This is a genomic window from Sphingomonas sp. Leaf17, assembly GCF_001421505.1.
Classification (GTDB): Bacteria; Pseudomonadota; Alphaproteobacteria; order Sphingomonadales; family Sphingomonadaceae; genus Sphingomonas.
The window spans coordinates 45,146-64,847 of sequence record NZ_LMKL01000004.1 but is presented as its reverse complement, the minus strand read 5'-3'; the positions used below and the strand labels follow the sequence as shown (position 1 = coordinate 64,847).

Below are 19,702 nucleotides of genomic sequence, written 5' to 3'. Positions count from 1 at the left end.
TATCTATCGTTAAGATTTCCTTACGCCTGTCCCATCGCGACACGTCCCGTAATGGGACAGTTTGCAAACAGCCCTGCGACTGCGTCCAACCATGACCGCCCCCTCGCCCGGTGGAGCCATCGCCATCATCACATCCGCTTGGCGGTGCGGACGCGCTGGGGTATCCGCCGGGCATGGCCGGACGCTTCGATCACCTTCCCAACCGCCGCGCGATCGTCGATCGTCGCGCCCTTGCCGAGAGGCTGGCGGTCATCGACACCGGCGATGCCGGTCAGCGGCGGATCGCGGCCAGCGCAATCCTGAAGGTCGCGCTTGACGCCGGCCGGGCGGAAATCGCCCGGCGGCTGGTCGATCACCCCTCGCGCGGGTTGGAGGCATCGAATGCGCAGGCCTATCTGATCGACCAGATCCTGCGCGTGCTGCTGGATTTCACGACCGGCAACCTCCACCCTCTCAGCAACCCGACCACCGGCCAGCGAATCACGCTGATCGCGGTCGGCGGCTATGGCCGGGCCGAGATGGCCCCGCATTCCGACGTCGATATCGGCTTCCTCACACCCGGCAAGCAGACCGGCTGGGCCGAGCAGGTCATCGAATCGATGCTCTACGCGCTGTGGGATCTGGGCCTGAAGATCGGTCATTCCAGCCGCTCGCTCGATGACATGGTTCGGCAGGCCAGGTCCGATATCACTATCCGCACCGCCCTGCTGGAGGCGCGCTATGTCTGGGGCGATGCCGATCTGTATGACGAGGCCGCGCGCCGTTTCAAGGCGGAGGTCCAGGCCGATACCGCGCGCCAGTTCATCGCCGACAAGCTGGCCGAACGCGACGCCCGCCACCGCAAGATGGGCGACACCCGCTATGTCGTCGAGCCCAATGTGAAGGAGGGCAAGGGCGGGCTGCGCGATCTGCACGCGCTGTTCTGGATCGGCAAGTACATCCATGACGTACAGCGCGCGGCCGATCTGGTCGATGTCGGGCTGTTCACCAAGGCCGAATACCGCCTGTTCCACCGCGCCGACAATTTCCTCCAGGCTGTCCGCTGCCACCTGCACAGCATCACCGGCCGGGCGGAGGACCGCCTGACCTTCGACGTGCAGCGCGAGATTGCCGAGCGGATGCGCTATTCCGACCGGCCCGGAAAATCGAAGGTCGAACGCTTCATGCAGTTCTACTTTCTCCAGGCCAAGACGGTGGGCGACCTGACCGGCGTCTTCCTCGCGCATCTCGATGAAAAATTCGCCGCGCGCGGTCGCCGGTTCGGCCTGCCGACCATCCGCCGCGCACCGCGCCGGCTGCACGGCTTCATCCTCGATCGCGGTCGGCTTGCCCTGCCCGGCGACGATTTCTTCGCGGCCGACCCGGTCCGCCTGATCGAGCTGTTCCAGCTGGCCGACAAGCACGGGCTGGAGGTGCATCCGCTGGCGATGCGGGCGGCGGCGCGCGATGCGAAACTGGCCGATGACATTCGCCGCGACCCGCGCGCCAACGCGCTGTTCCTCGACGTGCTGACCAGCCGGCGCGACCCAGAGCTTGTGCTGCGCTGGATGAACGAGGCCGGCGTGTTCGGAAGGTTCGTGCCCGACTTCGGTCGCATCGTCGGCCAGATGCAGTTCGATATGTATCACCACTACACCGTCGACGAACACACGATCCGGGCGATCGGCCTGCTCGGACGCATCGAGCGTCAGGAACTGACCGACGATCACCCATTGGCGACCGCGATCTTCCCGCAGATCGTGTCGCGCCGGACCCTGTATGTCGCGGTCCTGATCCATGATATCGCCAAGGGGCGCGGCGGCGACCATTCGATCCTTGGCGCGGAGGTCGCGATGCGGCTTTGCCCGCGCCTCGGCCTCACCGCAGCCGAAACCGAAACGGTGTCGTGGCTGGTCCGCTGGCACCTGCTGATGTCCGCCACCGCGTTCAAGCGCGACCTGTCCGACTTCAAGACGATCCTCGATTTCTGCGAAACGGTGCAAAGTCCCGAACGACTACGCCTGCTGCTGGTCCTGACCATCGTCGATATCCGCGCGGTCGGCCCGGGCGTCTGGAACGGCTGGAAGCGCCAGCTGCTCGCCAATCTGTACGACGCGGCGGAAGAAGTGCTGCGGCTCGGCCACAAACAGACGGGCCGCGAGGAACGGATTGCCGATCGCCAGGCGACGCTGCGGGCGGCGCTCGACTGGGATGAGGCGACGTTCGCCGCCTTCGTGAAGCGCCTGCCCGAGGCGTACTGGATCGCCGAACCCGACGATGTCGTGGCGCATAACGCCCGGTTCATGGCCGCCTCCGCCGACCTGCCGCTGGCGATCGACGCGCAGGTCTATGCCGAACGCGGCGCGACCCTGGTGACGATCTACGCCGCCGATCACCCGGGCCTGTTCTACCGCATCGCCGGCGCAATCCACGTCGCGGGCGGCAACATCATCGACGCGCGCATCCACACCACGCGCGACGGGATGGCGATCGACAACTTCCTGGTCCAGGATCCCTTCGGTCGCCCGTTTGCGGAAAGCACGCAGCTCGCCCGGCTGCGCACCGCGATCGAGGATGCACTGGCCAATCGCGGCAAGCTCGCCGACCGCCTGCTCGCCAAACCCGCCGCCCGCGCCCGGTCGGAGGTGTTCGACATTGCCCCCAACGTCCTGATCGACAACCGCGCCTCGAACCGGTTCACCGTGATCGAGGTCAACGCCCATGATCGCCCGGCCCTGCTCAATCAGCTCGCCCACGCGCTGTTCCAGTCGAAGGTGACGATCCATTCCGCGCACGTCGCGACCTATGGCGAGCGCGCGGTCGATACGTTTTATCTCACCGACCTGACCGGCGACCGGATCACGTCGGCCGCGCGACTGAAAACACTCGAACGCCGCCTCACCGCCGCGGCTGCGGGCGAGGATCTCGACGCGGCGGCATAAAAGCGGGCCTCTGCCGATAGAAAGGGCTACGCACCCGTTGTCCTCGCCCGGGCGGTGACGGATGGGATTGGTATAGGATTGCGCTGTCCAATACCGCAGGCTAGGCCGACCGAAAGGACCGTCGATGCTCCCCACAGACCGCGCCCTGCTGACCGCGATCGAGCGACTGACGATCGACCCGCCAGGCGCAGCGCTGACCTTTGTCGACCGGCTGGCTCGCGACAATGGCTGGGATCGCGACCACGCCACCGCCGTCGACCGCGAATATCGCCGGTTCCTGTTTCTGGCCGCCACGGCGGACGCACCGGTCACGCCATCCGACGCGGTCGATCAGGCGTGGCACCTGCACCTCGCTTACAGCCGCAGCTATTGGGATGACCTGTGCGGCCAGATTATCGGCCGACCGCTTCACCATTGCCCGACGGCCGGTGGACCGGTCGAGGATGATCGGTATGCCGGCCAGTATTCGGCCACGCTGAGGCGGTACGCCGACGCGTTCGGCGAAGCGCCACCCACCGCCATCTGGCCCCCGGTCGATCAGCGGTTCACCGAACGCTTCGTCCGCATCGCAATCACGCCGCCTGCCCCCTTCACAGCCCGACGGATCGTCGTTGGTGTCGTCATCGTCCTGATAGTCGGTCTCGCCGCCTTCTTATTGACGGGGTCCGCATTCGGAACGGCGATGGTCATCGGCGCGGTCGCCATCGGCCTGATCGCCGCCGAGGCTGGCAGCGCCGCCGAAAACCGCCCCCGGAAACGCCGAAAGGGCGATGGCGATGGCCTCGACGGTCCGGACAACGACGGCGGTGACGGCTGTGGAGCGGACAGCGGCGGGTGTGGCGGAGGCTGTGGCGGCGGCGACTGACGCGAAAAGGCCGGCCCGCTGATAGCAGCGGACCGACCCTTCACCCGCGACGAACCCCGATCAGAAGCGCGTACGCAGCGTCAGGCCATAAGTCCGCGGCTCGGCCAGGAACGAGGTGAAGATCTGGTTCGCCGTGCTGCCGAACGCCTGGGTCTGCGCCTGGCTGCCCGCACCCTGGAACGGCGCGTTGAACGCCACCTGCTGGTAGTTGGTATCGAGGATGTTCTGTGCCCAAAGTTCCAGGCCCCAGCGCTGGGCCGGACCACGGATGCCGACACGGGCGTTCATCAGGAAGAAGCCGTCCTGCGCCTTTTCCGGGAACAGATCCGACCCCGTGTTGTAGTCGCTGGTCATGCGCCCATCGACATAGAACAGCGCCGTCATGCCCGACGATCCCAGTTCCGGCGTCCAGCTGGTCGATGCCGTGACCGTATGACGCGGCGCGTTGGACATGTTGTTGCCCGACAGCAGGAACAGTGCCGGATCCAGCGCCTCGCCGGTTTCGCTGCCGACCAGGTTGTTTTTGAACTTCGTGTCGGTGAACGTGTAGCCAAGGCTGACCGCGAAGTTGCGGACGGGATACAACCCTGCCTCAAGCTCGAAGCCCTGCGACTGCACCCCGTACTTGACGCTGCCGGTGCAGGCGCCCGTCACCGCGCTCGCATCGCGATCTCCGCCGTTCAGGCTCGTGTCGCACGAGCTGATGTTCTGGACGATGAAGTTGGTGCCGTTGAAGGTATTCAGCTGGAAGTTCTTGAACTCCTGCCGGAAGCCGGCGACGTTGAACGTGAAATCCTTCGACGTGAACTTCAGACCGACTTCATAGGCGTTGACCGTTTCCGGGTCGAACCGCAGCCGGCTGGCGCTGGCATTGGTCGGCGCGGCGAACACGTTCGCGGTCAGATCGGACCGGTCGAGGTTGTAGCCCCCCGCCTTGTACCCGCGCGAGAAGCTCGCATAGACCAGCGTGTCGGTACGCGGCTTGTACGAAATGACGCCGGTGCCCGTGAACTCGCCTTCGCTGAACTCGTCGTTCAGATCCAGGCTGTTCAGCGCCGAGGTCGAGTTGCCGGTGCAGGTCAGCGTCAGGATGCCGCCGACAATCTGCTGGGCGGTCGCCGGGATCGCCGCATTGCCGACCAGGCCGCCAAGGCCACCCTGCAGGAAACTCGCTTGCTGCGCCGGGCAGACCGTGTTGTTGTTCTGGAAGTCCGAATGGAACTTCTTGGACTCATGCGTATAGCGCAGGCCGCCGGTCAGGCTGAGCTTGTCGGTCACCTTGAAGATGTTGTGGGTGAAGAACGCGTAGTTTTCGCTGTTCTGATAATAAGTGGCGCGCTGATCGCCCAGGTCGTTCAGCGTGCTCAGGCGGTTGAGGCCGCGGACCACCACAGGCCCCAGCGTCGCGCCGAATGCACCGTTGATGGTCGCCGCGCCGGTCGGGCTGAGGCAGCCTGCCGCCGCCGGGTTGCGCAGCACCGCCGCCGGATTGATCGTCGCGACGATGCGACATGCGGCAAACGCGCCATATTGCGTGCCGAACTTCAGGTTGTCGGCAACGACCAGATCTTCCTTGGAATAGTAACCGCCGATCAGCCAGTCGAGCTTGTCGCTGAACAGCGACCCGTTCAGCCGCGCTTCCTGGCTGAAGGTGTGGAACTGCCGGAACGAATTGCCATCGTCGGGACGGTAGGCAAGATCCAGGTTGCCATAGTCGATATCGGCCGCGCCGCCGGCCTTGTACTCGCGATAGGCGGTGATCGACGTCAGCTGGGCGAAACCAAGATTGGCGTCGATCTGGCCCGAGCCGCCGTAATCGGTCGTGACGTTGGAATAGGCCCGGCCCGGCGAGTTGGCGATGCGGCGGTTGTAGGGGTCGCCCCGGCTCGGGAACACCGCGCCCATGCTCTGCATGATCTGAACGATGCGGTTGCCCGCCGGGTTGATCGTGAAGTCTCCCGGGGCACCCGGCGTCGGATCAATTTTTTCGTTGGTGTTGACATAGACCGCGCCGCAGCATTTTTCATCGCGCCGGGTGTAATCGCCGATCAGGCGAACGGTGACGTCGGGCGACGCCTGCAACAGCAACTGGCCGCGCACGAAGTAACGATTGCGGTCGTTATAGTCGGTGTTGTTGATGACGTCGTAATAATAGCCGTCGCGCTTGTTGAACACGCCGTCGATGCGGAACGCCAGCGTATCCTTGATGATCGGCCCGGTCAGACCGCCGGCGACGCGCACCGCGTTGTAATTGCCGTAGCTCGCCTCGCCGTAACCGCCGAAGTCGAAGGACGGCAGCTTGGTCAGCACGTTGATCGTGCCCGCCGTGGCGTTGCGCCCGGCCAGCGTGCCCTGCGGCCCGCGCAGCACCTCGATCCGGTCGACTTCGCCCAGATCGTTCAGGCCGGAACCCGTGCGGCTGCGGTAGACGCCGTCGATAAACACCGCGACCGAGCTTTCAAGACCGGGGTTGTCACCCACCGTGCCGATGCCGCGGATACGCGCCGATGCGTTGGCTTCCGATCCGGTCGACGACACCAGCAGCGAGGGGGTCAGCTGCGTCATCTGGCGAATGTCGGTCGCGCCAGAGTTCTGCAATGCCTCCTGCCCGACGGCGGACACCGCGATCGGCACGTTCGACAACCGCTCCGACCGGCGCGTGGCGGTGATGATGATGTCGCCCGCATTGCTCTGCTCGACCATCGGCGGCTGGCCTTGGTCGGTCGAGGCGGCGGCCACCCCGGAATCCGTCGTCTGCGCCTGCGCCTGCGTGGTGGGTGCGTCCTGAGCGAACGCGGGGGCAGCCAGTGCGATGGTGGCGGCCGACAACAGATAAACGGACGAACGTAGCATCCTGGCACTCTCCATGATCGAACCGTTATCGGTTTCGAATTATCGGTTTGGAGATTGCTAGTGTGCCGACAAGGCAGCCGTCTAGGGATTTCTGCTTAGGGTCCGGCGTTTCCGCGCATAGCTGTAGCCCAAACGCAACAACGGGCCCGTCAGGGCCCGCTGTCACGTCGGATTGACGCTACGGCAAGGGCACATCGCCCCTGGCCGAACATTTCCCGGCCGGATTACTTCGGTGCGAGCACCATGAGCATCTGACGGCCTTCCATGCGCGGATAGGCCTCGACTTTCGCCACCTCGACCACGTCGTCCTGCACCCGCTTCAGCAGGTTCATGCCCAGCTGGCCATGGCTCAACTCGCGACCACGAAAACGCAGGGTGATCTTCACCTTGTCGCCTTCACCGATGAAGTCGTGCACCTTCTTCATCTTGGTGTCGTAGTCGTGGTCGTCGATGTTCGGACGCATCTTGATCTCCTTGATCTCCTGCGTCTTCTGCGACTTGCGCGCGAGGTTCGCCTTCTTCTGCGCCTCGTACTTGAACTTGCCCACGTCCAGGAACTTCGCGACGGGCGGATCGGCGTTCGGCGACACCTCGACCAGGTCCAGACCCAGTTCGGCCGCCTGCGCGATCGCTTCGCGCGTGTACATCACGCCCAGATTCTCGCCCTCGTGATCAATCACGCGGACCTTGGGACTCTGGATGAATTCGTTGAATCGCGGACCGTTCATCGCGGGCGCCTGCATCGGCCGGCGGGTCATGGGAGGACGTATGGGGCTTGCTCCTGACGTGGATGGGAAACTTGAGGTGCCGGGTATAGCGCAAAAACGCGGTCTGCGAAACCCGGCACCTCCTTACATATCGGGTGCGCGCGCCTGATCGACAAGACGGGCGATCGCCTCGTCCAGCGTCAGGATCGTCTGCGCCTGGCTGCCCAGCGTACGCAGCGCAACCTTGCCCTCCTCGGCCTCGCGCTTGCCGACAACCAGCAGGTTGGGAACCTTGGCCACGCTGTGCTCGCGCACCTTGTAGTTGATCTTCTCGTTGCGCACGTCGGTTTCGACCCGGATGCCCGCCGCCTTCAGTTTCGCCGCGACCACCAGCGCATAGTCGTCGGCGTCGGACACGATCGTCGCGACCACCGCCTGCACCGGCGACAGCCATAGCGGGAACCGTCCCGCGTGATGCTCGATCAGGATTCCCAGGAACCGCTCGAACGTACCCAGGATCGCGCGGTGCAGCATCACCGGCCGGTGCCGGGCGCCATCCTCGCCGACGTAGGACGCATCGAGCCGGTCGGGCAGCACCCGGTCCGACTGGATCGTGCCGACCTGCCACGTCCGCCCGATCGCATCGGTCAGGTGGAACTCCAGTTTCGGCGCATAGAACGCGCCCTCGCCCGGCAATTCCTCGAAATTGGCCTTGATCGTCTCGGACAGGCCGGACTGCATCACCGCTTCGCGCAATTCGGCCTCGGCGATGTCCCACATCGCGTCGTCGCCGAACCGCTTTTCGGGGCGAAGCGCCAGCTTCACCGCATAATCCTCGAAACCCAGATCCTTGTAGACGCTGTCGAGCAGCTCGCAGAACTTGCGCACCTCCTCGACCAGCTGGTCCTCGCGCACGAAGATATGCGCGTCGTCCTGCGTGAACTGGCGGACGCGCATGATGCCGTGCAGCGCGCCATGCGGCTCGTTGCGGTGGCAGCAGCCGAACTCGGCCATGCGGATCGGCAGGTCGCGATACGACTTGATCCCCTGTTTGAAGATCAGGACATGCGCCGGGCAGTTCATCGGCTTGAGCGCCATCAGGTCGCCCTTGCCGGACAGGACGGCTCCTTCGTCCTCGGTATTGGGCACTTCGTCGGGCACCACGAACATGTTCTCGCGGTACTTGCCCCAATGGCCGGACTGCTCCCACTGGCGCGCGTCCATCAGCTGCGGGGTCTTCACCTCCTCATAATCGGCCGCATCGAGCCGGCGACGCATATACGCCTCCAGCTGCCGCCACAGGATGAAACCCTTGGGGTGCCAGAACACGCTGCCTTGCGCTTCGGATTGCAGGTGGAACAGGTCCATCTCCGCGCCGATCTTGCGATGGTCGCGCTTGGCCGCTTCCTCCAGCCGGAACAGATGCTGGTCGAGCTGCTTCTTGTTCAGCCAGCCGGTGCCGTAGATACGGCTGAGCATCGCGTTCTTCTGGTCGCCGCGCCAATAGGCTCCGCTCACGCGCGTCAGCTTGAACGCCTGCGGGTCCAGCTTGCCGGTCGATACCATGTGCGGCCCCCGGCACATGTCGAGCCACTGCCCCTGACGATAGATCGTCAGCTCCTCGCCCTCGGGCAATTCGGCGGCCCATTCGGCCTTGAACGTCTCGCCCTGCTCGGTCCAGCGGTCGATCAACTGCTGACGGCTCCACACCTCGCGCACGAAGGGTTCGTTGCGGGCGATGATCGCGCGCATCTCGGCCTCGATCGCGGGCAGGTCGTCGTCCGTGAACGGGCGCTCAGCAGGCGCGAAATCGTAATAGAATCCATCGTCGGTTGCCGGACCGAAGGTGATCTGCGTCCCCGGAAACAGGTGCTGCACGGCTTCCGCCATCACATGCGCCAGATCGTGCCGAACCAGCTCCAGCGCATCCTTCTCGTCGCGGGCCGTCACCAGCGCCAGATCGGTATCGCCCTCGAACGGCCGGTTCAGGTCGCGCACCTGCCCGTCGATCCGCGCGGCCAGCGCCGCCTTGGCCAGACCCGGGCCGATCGCCGCAGCGACATCCGCGGGGGTAGTCCCGGGCGCAACCTCGCGGACGGAACCGTCGGGCAGCGTGATACGGAACATGGCGGACATTGGTCGGGACTTTCTGCTTGGACACACCGGCGACAGGCCGGACGCGTGCCTATAGCCAAGCCCGCGCCGCAGGTCACGCGATCCCGAACGGCACCACCCGGTTGCCTTGCGTATGCCCGATCTCGGCCCGTCCCAGATAGGGTACGCCCATGTCGCGGCTCCAGCGGATCATCATGTAATCCAGCGTCTCGCCCCAGGGTGGCTCGTTCGCCTGCACCGCCGTGACCGCACCAAGCCGAAGCCCGGCGATCCCCTTCAACTGCGTCGCATTGGCCAGTTTGAAAAGCATCCGGTCGATATTGTACATCGGCTCCGACACTTCCTCGACGATCAGCACATGATCGGTCAGATCGGGCAGCCAGGGCGTGCCGATCAGCGACGTCAGGATCGTCAGGTTGAACGCCGCCGTCGGCTGGCTGCCCAGTCCCGGCTCCAGCGCCTGTCGATCGCCGCGCAGCAACCAGCCAAGCGAACGCGCGACCGTCGCCTCGCCGTCACGACGATTGATGTCGCTTGCCATCGGCCCGTGTACCGGCCGGCCGATTCGCCGCGCGTACAGCGCCCCCAGCAGAAAGCCGACATCCGAATAGCCGAGATAGGCCTTGTCCCGCGCCGCACGGCCAAGGTCGGGCATGGCCATCGCAAGGATCCGGTTCGCCCCATAACCACCGCGCAGGAACCATAGCGCGTTGAACGCGGGATCATTCGCGTAATCGACGAACGCCGCCGCCCGGCGGAAGTCGGACCCGGCGAAATGACCGTCGGTGTCGGTGCATTGCGGATGGAACACGAGTTCGATTTCCGGGAACGCGGCCGCTGCATAGGCCGTGACCTTGCCGATCACATCGGGATTGGTCCGGCTCGACGCGGCGAGGACACCGATACGCATTGTTCGCCAACCCCGCTTGCCCGTTCCCGAAAGCCCCGATAGCGCGCAGTCATGGATATCAGCAAACCCTGTTTCTTCGTCGGCATCGGCGGTTCCGGCATGATGCCGCTGGCGATGATCCTCCACGCGCGCGGCGTCACCGTCGCCGGATCCGACCGGGCGCTCGACCAGGGCCGCGTGCCGGCCAAGTTCGACGACCTGCGGGCAAAGGGCATCGCCCTGTTCGCGCAGGACGGCAGCGGCATCACCTCGCCTGACCAGCGTATCGTCGCCTCGGCCGCGATCGAGGACAGCGTGGCCGACATCGTCGCCGCTGACGCGCTGGGCTGCACCCGCGCCACCCGCGCCGACATGCTGGCCGCGCTGTTCAACGCCAGCACGCTGCCGATCGGCGTTGCCGGGACCAGCGGCAAGTCGACCGTCACCGGCATGATCGGCTGGATCCTCCATGATTTGCGCAAGCGGCCAACGGTCATGAACGGCGCGGTGATGAAGAACTTCGTGAGCCCCGACGCGCCCTTTGCCAGCGCGCTGGTCGGTACCGGCGACGCCTTTGTCAGCGAGGTCGACGAAAGCGACGGGTCGATCGCGCAGTACATGCCGACGATCGCGGTGCTGAACAACGTCAGCCTCGACCACAAGTCGCTCGACGAACTGAAGACGCTGTTCAGCGATTTCACGGCCAAGGCCCGCACCGCTATCGTCAACATCGACAATATCGACGCCGCCGCGCTTGCCGCCGCCCTGCCCCCCGCCCGTGTCACCACCTTCGCGCTGGATCGCGCCGCCGACCTGCGCGCGACCGACCTGATCGAACGGCCGTTCGGGGTCGACTTCACGCTCCACGCCAGCGACACGCCGCCGTTCGCCGTGACGCTGGCGGTGCCGGGCCGCCATAATGTCTCCAACGCGCTGGCGGCGATCGGCGCGGTGGTCGCGGCGGGTATCTCGGTCCGCGACGCCGCCCGCTCCATCGCCGGGTTCACGGGGCTGCGGCGGCGAATGGAACTGGTCGGCGAGGCGGCCGGTGTCGCGGTGATCGACGATTTCGGCCACAACCCCGACAAGATCGCCGCCACGCTCGACACGCTCCACGCCTTTCCCGGCCGCCTGCGCGTGCTGTTCCAGCCGCATGGATACGGTCCGCTAAAGGTGATGCGCGCCGAACTGGTGGCGATGTTCGCCGACAAACTGGCCGACGACGACCTGCTGGTCCTGCCCGACCCCGTCTATCAGGGCGGCACGGTCGCGCGCGAGGTCACCAGCGCCGACATCGTCGCCGACGTGGTCGCGGCCGGGCGCGATGCGCGCCACGTCGCCGATCGGGCCGCGGCGGCGGCGCTGGTCGTGGCCGAGGCCGCGCCGGGCGACCGGATCATCGTGATGGGCGCGCGCGACGATACGCTGAGTGCATTGGCGGCGGACATGGTGGCGGCGCTGGCGGGGCGGGTGTAAACCTAACCCCACCCCCTCCATCAGCCTTGCACAGGCAACGCTCCCGCTTCTGCTTCTTGCGGCGGAAAGAAGTCGAAGCCTACCCCGCCGCCAGCGGCGCAAACCGCGCGACCTGCCGCCCGACCATGGCCAGTTGCTCCACAACCGCCGGGTCGTTCGCCCCGCCGGCGTCGTCGAACTTCGTCGCCTGCGTGTTGATCGCGGCCGCAAACGGCGTCGGCCAGCCGCGCAGCGCGTGGACGATCGAGCGCAGCGCGGCGATGGTCGATCCCGTCGCCTGCCAGCCATAAGCGGTGGCGATCAGCCCGACCGGCATGTCCGCCAGATACGGCCGCGCGTCACGCGCGGTTTCCTCCAGCAGGTCGAGCGCGTTCTTCACCACGCCAGAAATGCTGCCGTGATAGCCCGGGCTGGCGATGATGAGCGCGGAGGCTCCCCGCACCGCCTCGACAAACGCGATCTCGTCCGCCGTCCGGCTGTGCGCCTTGGGATCGTAGAGCGGCAGGCGGGCCATGTCGGCCCCGCCGAACATACGGGTGCGGAACCCCTGTTTCCCCGCCGCGTCGAGCGCGATCATCAGCGCGCGTTCGGTCGAGGATACGCCCCCGATGGTCCCGCCGATGCCGACGACCAGAGGAGCCGCGTCGCTGTGTATGTTGTCTGCCATGCCTGTCGCCCTAACCGCGTCCGCTCCGCCTTGCCAGCAGGAGATGCATCACATCCCCGATCTCAACGCGCCAGCGCCGCGTGGTCGATATTCGGCAACACATGCCGCGCGAACAGATCCGCCTCCGCCGCATGCGGATAACCCGACAGGATGAACGCCTCGATCCCCATGTCACGGTACATGTTCAGCTTCGCTAGCACCTGGTCGGGATCGCCGACGATCGCCGCACCGCAGCCCGATCGTGCGCGACCGACGCCGGTCCACAGATTGGCCTCGGCATAGCCGTCACCGGCCGCACCCTCGCGCAACGCGGCCTGCGCCGCGACCCCGGCCGACGCCGAATCAAGCGACTGCGCGCGGATCGCCGCCCCTTGCGCATCGTCCAGCTTCGACAGCAGCCGGTCGGCATAGGTCCGCGCCTCGGCCTCGGTATCGCGGACGATGACGTGCGCGCGGTACCCGAAGCGGAGCGTGCGGCCATAGGCGGCGGCACGGCTGGTCATGTCGGCGATGATCGCGGCCACCGTTTCCTGCCGGTCAGGCCACATCAGGAAGACATCCGCCTCCTGCGCCGCGGCATCGCGCGCCGCCGGCGACAGCCCGCCGAAATACAGCAGCGGCGCCTTGCCCGACACCATGCCGGTCCGCGCCGGATCGACCTTCAGCTTCCAGAATTCGCCGTCATGGTCCAGCGGCTGCCCGTTCAGCAGCGTCTTCAGGATCCGCATCGCCTCGACCGTGCGAGCATAGCGCGGTCCCGACGCCAGCGTCTCGCCGGGCAGGTCGGACGAAATAATGTTGATCGTCAGCCGCCCACCCAGCAACTGGTCGATCGTCGCGATCTGCCGCGCCAGTTGCGGCGGCCAGCTTTCACCGATCCGCACTGCCATCAGCAACGCCATCCGCCGCAGCATCGGCGCGATGGCGGCGGCGAACGCGGTCGTGTCGATCCCCAGTGCGTAACCCGACGGCAGCAGGATATTGTCGAACCCGCCGCTTTCGGCCTGCATGACGATATCGCGGCAATGCGCCCAGCTCGACTTCAGCCTGGCATCGGGCACCCCGAGAAACTCGTAGTCATCGTCGCAAAGCGCCGAAAACCAGCTGATTTCGCATGGGCCTCGCGTCGTCATGGCAGCTTTTCTCCCCGCGACGCGACCAGCACGTCATACCAGTCCTGTCGGCTCCAGCGCACCGTATAGGCGTCGGCCAGTTCGGCGATCCGCGCCACATTCTGCGTGCCGACGATCGGGATGACCCGCGCCGGGTGCGCCATGATCCAGCTATAGGCCGCCGCCGCGCGCCCGACCGAGTAGCGCGTCGCGACCGCATCGAGCGCGGTCGCCACCGCGATCTCGCGCGCATTGCCCGGCTCGGCGATCCGCCCGCCGCCCAGCGGCGACCAGGCCAGCGTGGCGATGTCCTGCGCCATCGCATGATCGAACAGCCCGTCCGTCATCGGCTCGGTCCATAGCGGCGAAAATTCCGGCTGCTGCGATGCGATCGGCACCGACAGGAAGGCGGCCAGCGCCCGCGTCTGTTCCAGCGTGTGGTTCGACACGCCGACGGCGCGCACCTTGCCGCTGGACACCATGGCGTCGAGCGTCCGTGCAACCTCCTGCGGGTGGGTCAGGATATCGGGCCGGTGGATCTGGTACAGGTCGACATGGTCGACGCCCATACGGGTCAACGACGCATCGAGCGCGCGCATCAGATAATCGTCGCTCGAATCATACGGCACCGGCGGGGTGATCCCGCCCTTGGTCGCCAGCACCATCCGGTCGCGCAAGGCCGGCGTCTCGGCAAAGACCTTGCCCAGCAACGCCTCCGCATCGCCGAACCCGCCCTGGCCATCGAAGCCATAGATGTCGGCGGTGTCGAACAGCGTGACGCCGGCGTCGAACGCCGCCTCGATCAGCGCGCGCCCCTCGGCCACGGTTGAGGTGCCGAAACGCCACATCCCCCAGGCAATGGGGCTGACGGTGATTCCGCTCTTGCCGAGCGGACGCGATTGCGGTGTAAGCAGGATATCAGACATCGTTGTCATATAGGGACAAGAGTTTTGGTAGAGCAAGTGCGTTATGGGCTGGTCGGGACCGGCATGATGGGGGTCGAGCACCTCAACAACCTGGCTGTGACCCCGGGTGCGGTGGTGACCGCGATCGCGGATCCGGTCGAAACTTCGCTTGGCTGGGCGCGTGACGCGCTGGGCAGCAAGGCCGATGGCGTCACCGCCTTTGCCGATTCCGCGGCGCTGGCCGCCAGCGGGCTGGTCGACGCGGTGATCGTCGCCAGCCCCAACAATACCCACCGCGACGTGCTGGCCCCGCTGTTCGATGCCGGCCTGCATATCCTGTGCGAAAAGCCGCTGGCGACGACCATTCCCGACGCGCGCTGGATCGTCGATCGCGCGGCGCAAAGCCCCGGCATCTTCTGGACCGCGATGGAATATCGCTACATGCCGCCCGCCGCCGCGTTCATCGACCAGGTCCATGGCGGCCGGATCGGCGCGCTGAAGATGCTGTCGATCCGCGAGCATCGCTTCCCGTTCCTCGTGAAGGTCGGCGACTGGAACCGGTTTGCCGAAAACACCGGCGGCACCATGGTCGAAAAATGCTGCCACTTCTTTGACCTGATGCGGTTCATCACCCGGTCCGAGGCCGTCCGCGTCTATTGTTCGGGCGGCATGGACGTGAACCATCTGGACGAGGCGTATGACGGCAAGCGCCCCGACATCATCGACAACAGCTACACCACCGTCGATTTCGCCAATGGCGTCCGCGCGATGCTCGACCTGTCGATGTTCGCCGACGGGGCGGAAAATCAGGAGGAGATCACCGCCGTCGGCAGCGACGCGCGACTCGACGTGCTGATCCCCGAAGGCCGCATCGTCCATTCCCCCCGTGTCGGCTTCATGAATCCGAAGCAGGCGACGAGCGAGGTCATCGGCGTGGACGAAACCGCCTTGAAGGCCGGCAGCCATCACGGATCCACCTTCTACGAACACCAGCGGTTCAACGCGGCGGTGCGCGGGGCCGGCCCGGTCGAGGTCAGCGCACAGGACGGCCTGATGGCGGTCGCGATCGGCACTGCGGCGGAAATCAGCGCGCGCGAACACCGGGTGGTGGCGATGACCGAACTGGGCTTCTGAGCGACACGGCTGCGATAGCCCCGCTTGGGGCGACCAAAGACAAACCGCGGATGACAGCGCGGGACATAACGATAATCCATCAAAACGATGGGATAAGGGAGATGGGCATGAAGACGCTATTGATGGCGGGTGCGGGCGTGATGGCATTGGCAACGACCGCGCCGGCGTTTGCACAGGATGCGACGGCTACCGCACCGGCAACCGCGACGACGCAGACCCCTGCGCCGGATATCGACGATGCTGCGCCTGCCGATATCGTCGTCACCGCGCAGAAGCGGTCCGAACGCCTGCAGGACGTGCCGCTCGCGGTATCGGTCATCTCGGGCGACGCGATCGCGGCGAAGGGCGGCAACAGCCTGGAAAGCGCGCAATATCTTGTCCCCACGCTCAACTTCCGCAAATCGGGCACCGCGATCAACCAGTCGCTGTTCCTGCGCGGTGTCGGCACATCGACCTTTTCGATCGCTGGTGAACCGTCGATCTCGACCGTGGTCGACGGCGTCGTCTATGCCCGCGCGGGTGAAGCGTTCAGCGACCTGATCGACATCGACCGGATCGAGGTGCTGCGCGGACCGCAAGGCACGCTGTTCGGCAAGAACGCATCCGCCGGCGTCATCAACATCGTGACGAAGCGGCCCGGCAACGATTTCGGCGGTTTTGCCGAAGCCGCTTATTATGGCGGTCAGGAATACAAGGCGCGCGCCGCGCTCGACCTGCCGCTCGGCACCTATGTCAAAAGCCGCATCACAGGCTTCTACGGCACCTATGACGGCAACATCCGCAATGTGACCCGTAACACCCGCGTCAACGGGTACGAGCATTACGGCGTGCGCGGCATGATCGTCGCCGAACCGACGCCGGACCTGAGCTTCACGCTGATCGCCGATTACCGCGAATCAAAGGACGATTGCTGCGGCGAAGTGATCGGGACCACGCCGAACAACCTGACCGTCGGCGCCCTGCCGACCGCAAAGGGCAACGAAACCCGCGAACTGGCGCAGGATCTCATCACCCGTACCGAGGAAAAGAGCTGGGGCGTATCCGGCCAGATGGACTGGACGCTGGGAACCCAGACGGTCACCGCGATCACCGCCTACCGCGAATATGACAACCGCGAAATTCGCGACGGAGATTTCCTGCCCCAGGCCTATGTCGGCTTCAACCAGTTGCACGACGACGGCCCGCAGACGTCGAATACCTTCAGCCAGGAATTGCGGCTGACGTCCCCGCAGAATCAGACGATCGAATATGTGCTGGGTGCCTATTATTCGCGCGCGCAGACCGACCGGACGTTTGCCCGCAACGATCTCGTCTGTTCGCGCACCCCCACCCCGACCGTGCTAACGCCGTGCTCGACGCCCGGTTTGACGGTCACCCGACCCAGCGGCACCGCCGTCTTCGGATCGACGTTCAAGAACTTGGCGCTGTTCGGTCAGTCGACACTGAACCTGACCGACAGCCTGCGCCTGATCGGCGGCCTGCGCTATACGGTCGACCAGCTGAACGTCTTTCACAGCCGGGTGACGACGCTAGCCGGGCCGGGCATCAACCCCAGTTTCGGCCCCTTCACCGGCAAGGCGACCAACGACAATCTGTCGGGCAAGGCCGGTGTGCAATATGACATCGTGAAGGAATCGACCGCCTATGCCAGCTTCTCGCGCGGCTATAAGGGTCCGGCGTTCAACATCTTCTACAATCTGGGCGCAACCGGCACCAACATCATCGACCCCGAGACGTCGGACAGTTATGAAATCGGCCTGAAGAACTCGCTGTTCGGCGGCAAGCTGGTGGTGAACCTCGCCGCCTATTACGCCAAATACAGCAATTTCCAGGCGAACAACCCGGACATCGTGGCCGGCGTCCTCGTCACCCGCTTCACCAACGCCGGCGACATCTCGACCCGTGGCGGCGAACTGGACCTGATCTGGCGGCCGGTCGCCGATCTCAACATATCGGGTGGCGTCGCCTATACCGATGCGAAGGTCGACCAGTTTCGCGTACCCACCAACGGCGTCGTGACCGGCGTCGTGCCCAGCGGCACCCCGCTTGGCTATGCGCCGAAATGGAAGGGATCGCTGGGGGCCGATTACACATGGCGCACCGGCGGCGCATTCAACTTCGGGCTTGGGGTACAGGGCGCGTACCAGTCGAGCCAGATCGCGCAGTTCGACGCCAACCCCGCGGTGCGCGCGGCGACGACCATTCGCGGTTACGGTCTGGTCGACCTCAACGCCTCGATCCTCGACGCGGCCGACCGGTTCAAGCTGTCGTTCCAGGTCAAGAACCTGTTCGACCAGAGCTTCGCCGCGGCCATCACGTCCGGCGGGCCAGGCGGCAGCTATCGCTACATCATCCCGCGCGAGGCCGACCGCTATTTCGGCGTGATCGGCCGGTTCAACTTCTGATCCAAACCGCCCCCCTCACCCTTCCCGCTGCCGGCGAAGGGTGAGGGTGAAGGCGGGTCCAACTGCTGGATTCCATTGTTAGATAAAGCAGGAGTTCGCCCGCAAGCCCCTGTATCCACCCCGGCGAAGGCCGGGGCCCAACAGGGTAAACGGCAGTAACTTACCGCGAACGCCGACCCGATTGGGCCCCGGCCTCCGCCGGGGTGGTCGCGGTTGGAGTGGAAGGCGCGCCCCACAATCCCCGCCCCCACCGGCCAGCGACCAGGCTCAATGCGCCATTGCCACCGCGCCCGACCCGTCATCCTCGACCGGAACGATCCGTGGCAGCAGCACCTGCACGATCCCCAGCGCCAGCAGATACGATACCGAGCAAATCGCCAGCAGCGGCCCGTATCCCCAGCCATGCGCCAGCGAAAACGCCGCCAACTGGATCAGCACGATCGACCACATGTTGCCGCAGAACGCCGCGATGCCGATCGTGGAGCCAACCGCCCGCGCCGGCACGATGTCGGTCGCCAGCCCGAACACATTGGTCGAAAACCCCTGATGCGCGAACAGCCCAAGGCCCAGCAGCATGGCCGCGCTCCACGGGCTGTCGACGAACATCACCAACGGCACCGGCAGGATCAGCAGCGCATAGATCAGGAGCGCGACCTTGCGCGCGCGGTTCACGCTCCACCCCCGCGCCATCATCCGCGTGGGCAGCCAGCCCCCCGTCAGCGCGCCGCATGCCGCCATCACATAGGCCAGCGCCACCGGCAGGCCGACCGTCCCCTGCTGCAACCCGAACATCCGGTGGAACAGGTCGGGCAACCAGGCGAGCATGAAGAACCACACCTGATCCGACAGCACCTTGGCGATCGCGATCGCCACCGTCTCGCGCTTCTTCAGCAGGCTGCGCCACGGCACCGGCACCGGCCGGACCGCGTCGGTCTGCGCCGGTACCGCCTTCACCGCGAACCACACCGCGACCCACACCAGCCCAAGCCCGCCAGCGACGAGAAACGCGGATTTCCAGCCGAATGCCAATGCCAGCGCCGGGATCACCAGCGGGGTCACGATCGCGCCGATATTGGGCGCGGTGTTGCCGATGCCCAGCGCGATCGAGCGTTCCTTCTGGGTAAAATACGTCGCCGCCGACTTGACCGCCGCCGGCGTCCCGATCGACTCCGCCGCGCCCAATACGATGCGCGAGGCGACGAACCCGCCGACCGTGGTCGCAAAGGCATGGGCCATGCCGGCAAGGCTCCAAACCGCGACTCCAAGCGCGAAGCCAAGCCGCAGGCCCACCCGGTCGATGAACCAGCCAGTGCCCAGAAACGCGACCGCCGCCGACACCTGAAACGCGGTCAGCATGTTGGCATAGTCCTGATCGGACCATGCAAACTCCGCCTCCAGCGTGGGTTTGAGCAACGCCAGGATCTGTCGATCGACGTAATTCAGCATGATCGCAAAGAAGACCAGCGCGACGATCACCCAGCGCGCGCGGTTTCCCGCCGGTGTTCCCGTTGGTGCAATAGCCATATTCGCTCCGGTCCCCTGCTTCTTTCCGATAACGTTGTCATAGGATAGCCCGACGCGCTACCCTTCCGCCGAAATTGCTGCTTTCACGGCGCAGGGATGACGCGGCGCAGCGCCGGTCATAAGGGGGAT

13 protein-coding genes are annotated in these 19,702 nt (G+C 65.6%); 5 read left to right on the top strand and 8 right to left on the bottom strand.

The genetic code is table 11. The features are described from left to right. The first annotated feature begins 173 nt into the window (after positions 1–173). Both ASE75_RS04555 and ASE75_RS04550 read left to right on the top strand, forming a co-directional pair. Positions 174–2,921 (top strand): [protein-PII] uridylyltransferase, encoded by a 2,748-nt coding sequence (locus ASE75_RS04555; protein ID WP_055929651.1) that lies wholly within the window; start codon positions 174–176, stop codon positions 2,919–2,921. A 124-nt stretch (positions 2,922–3,045) separates the two neighbouring features. Beyond that, positions 3,046–3,786, top strand: a complete 741-nt coding sequence (locus ASE75_RS04550) for a glycine-rich domain-containing protein (RefSeq protein ID WP_156340156.1) — start codon at positions 3,046–3,048, stop codon at positions 3,784–3,786. Positions 3,787–3,846: 60 nt separating this feature from the next. On the opposite strand, the gene ASE75_RS04545 is transcribed toward ASE75_RS04550, so the two are convergent. The 4 genes from ASE75_RS04545 to ASE75_RS04530 all read right to left on the bottom strand — a co-directional run bounded on the left by ASE75_RS04545 (position 3,847) and on the right by ASE75_RS04530 (position 10,371). Further along, positions 3,847–6,639 (bottom strand): TonB-dependent receptor, encoded by a 2,793-nt coding sequence (locus ASE75_RS04545; protein ID WP_156340153.1) that lies wholly within the window; start codon positions 6,637–6,639, stop codon positions 3,847–3,849. A 224-nt stretch (positions 6,640–6,863) separates the two neighbouring features. Continuing rightward, positions 6,864–7,397, bottom strand: coding sequence for a translation initiation factor IF-3 (gene infC, locus ASE75_RS04540; protein WP_055929640.1), 534 nt, complete (start codon positions 7,395–7,397; stop codon positions 6,864–6,866). A gap of 93 nt (positions 7,398–7,490) precedes the next feature. Then, positions 7,491–9,482, bottom strand: coding sequence for a threonine--tRNA ligase (gene thrS / locus ASE75_RS04535; protein ID WP_055929637.1), 1,992 nt, complete (start codon positions 9,480–9,482; stop codon positions 7,491–7,493). A 73-nt stretch (positions 9,483–9,555) separates the two neighbouring features. Continuing rightward, positions 9,556–10,371 carry an LD-carboxypeptidase gene (locus tag ASE75_RS04530; protein WP_055929633.1) on the bottom strand — a complete coding sequence of 272 codons (816 nt, stop codon included), beginning with the start codon at positions 10,369–10,371 and terminating at the stop codon, positions 9,556–9,558. 51 nt (positions 10,372–10,422) lie between these two features. Here ASE75_RS04530 and ASE75_RS04525 point away from each other — a divergent pair, with 51 nt between their 5' ends. Next, positions 10,423–11,826 (top strand): Mur ligase family protein, encoded by a 1,404-nt coding sequence (locus ASE75_RS04525; protein WP_055929630.1) that lies wholly within the window; start codon positions 10,423–10,425, stop codon positions 11,824–11,826. 79 nt (positions 11,827–11,905) lie between these two features. Here ASE75_RS04525 and ASE75_RS04520 read toward each other — a convergent pair whose 3' ends face one another. The 3 genes from ASE75_RS04520 to ASE75_RS04510 form a co-directional block, all read right to left on the bottom strand. After that, positions 11,906–12,493: an NADPH-dependent FMN reductase gene (locus tag ASE75_RS04520; RefSeq protein ID WP_055929627.1), complete on the bottom strand. Its 588-nt coding sequence runs from the start codon at positions 12,491–12,493 to the stop codon at positions 11,906–11,908. Positions 12,494–12,555: 62 nt separating this feature from the next. Continuing rightward, positions 12,556–13,626 carry an LLM class flavin-dependent oxidoreductase gene (locus ASE75_RS04515; RefSeq protein WP_055929624.1) on the bottom strand — a complete coding sequence of 357 codons (1,071 nt, stop codon included), beginning with the start codon at positions 13,624–13,626 and terminating at the stop codon, positions 12,556–12,558. Further along, positions 13,623–14,531 carry an aldo/keto reductase gene (locus ASE75_RS04510; RefSeq protein WP_082463814.1) on the bottom strand — a complete coding sequence of 303 codons (909 nt, stop codon included), beginning with the start codon at positions 14,529–14,531 and terminating at the stop codon, positions 13,623–13,625. Before ASE75_RS04510 ends, ASE75_RS04515 begins: the two co-directional genes overlap by 4 nt. A 36-nt stretch (positions 14,532–14,567) precedes the next feature. Between ASE75_RS04510 and ASE75_RS04505 the strand changes: the two genes are divergently transcribed. Both ASE75_RS04505 and ASE75_RS04500 read left to right on the top strand, forming a co-directional pair. Continuing rightward, positions 14,568–15,644: a Gfo/Idh/MocA family protein gene (locus ASE75_RS04505; protein ID WP_055929618.1), complete on the top strand. Its 1,077-nt coding sequence runs from the start codon at positions 14,568–14,570 to the stop codon at positions 15,642–15,644. A gap of 107 nt (positions 15,645–15,751) precedes the next feature. Continuing rightward, positions 15,752–18,049 (top strand): TonB-dependent receptor, encoded by a 2,298-nt coding sequence (locus ASE75_RS04500; protein WP_055930965.1) that lies wholly within the window; start codon positions 15,752–15,754, stop codon positions 18,047–18,049. Between the two features lie 267 nt (positions 18,050–18,316). On the opposite strand, the gene ASE75_RS04495 is transcribed toward ASE75_RS04500, so the two are convergent. Continuing rightward, entirely contained in the window at positions 18,317–19,573 is a 1,257-nt protein-coding gene (locus ASE75_RS04495; RefSeq protein WP_055929615.1) for an MFS transporter, read from the bottom strand. Positions 19,574–19,702 lie beyond the last annotated feature (129 nt).

Coding starts and splice junctions, on each gene's coding strand:
- ASE75_RS04525 (WP_055929630.1), top strand. CDS start 10,423: ATGGATATCAGCAAACCCTGTTTCTTCGTCGGCATCGGCGGTTCCGGC.
- ASE75_RS04550 (WP_156340156.1), top strand. CDS start 3,046: ATGCTCCCCACAGACCGCGCCCTGCTGACCGCGATCGAGCGACTGACG.
- ASE75_RS04510 (WP_082463814.1), bottom strand. CDS start 14,531: ATGTCTGATATCCTGCTTACACCGCAATCGCGTCCGCTCGGCAAGAGC.
- ASE75_RS04500 (WP_055930965.1), top strand. CDS start 15,752: ATGAAGACGCTATTGATGGCGGGTGCGGGCGTGATGGCATTGGCAACG.
- thrS (WP_055929637.1), bottom strand. CDS start 9,482: ATGTCCGCCATGTTCCGTATCACGCTGCCCGACGGTTCCGTCCGCGAG.
- ASE75_RS04530 (WP_055929633.1), bottom strand. CDS start 10,371: ATGCGTATCGGTGTCCTCGCCGCGTCGAGCCGGACCAATCCCGATGTG.
- ASE75_RS04555 (WP_055929651.1), top strand. CDS start 174: ATGGCCGGACGCTTCGATCACCTTCCCAACCGCCGCGCGATCGTCGAT.
- ASE75_RS04515 (WP_055929624.1), bottom strand. CDS start 13,626: ATGACGACGCGAGGCCCATGCGAAATCAGCTGGTTTTCGGCGCTTTGC.
- ASE75_RS04520 (WP_055929627.1), bottom strand. CDS start 12,493: ATGGCAGACAACATACACAGCGACGCGGCTCCTCTGGTCGTCGGCATC.
- ASE75_RS04495 (WP_055929615.1), bottom strand. CDS start 19,573: ATGGCTATTGCACCAACGGGAACACCGGCGGGAAACCGCGCGCGCTGG.
- ASE75_RS04545 (WP_156340153.1), bottom strand. CDS start 6,639: ATGCTACGTTCGTCCGTTTATCTGTTGTCGGCCGCCACCATCGCACTG.
- infC (WP_055929640.1), bottom strand. CDS start 7,397: ATGACCCGCCGGCCGATGCAGGCGCCCGCGATGAACGGTCCGCGATTC.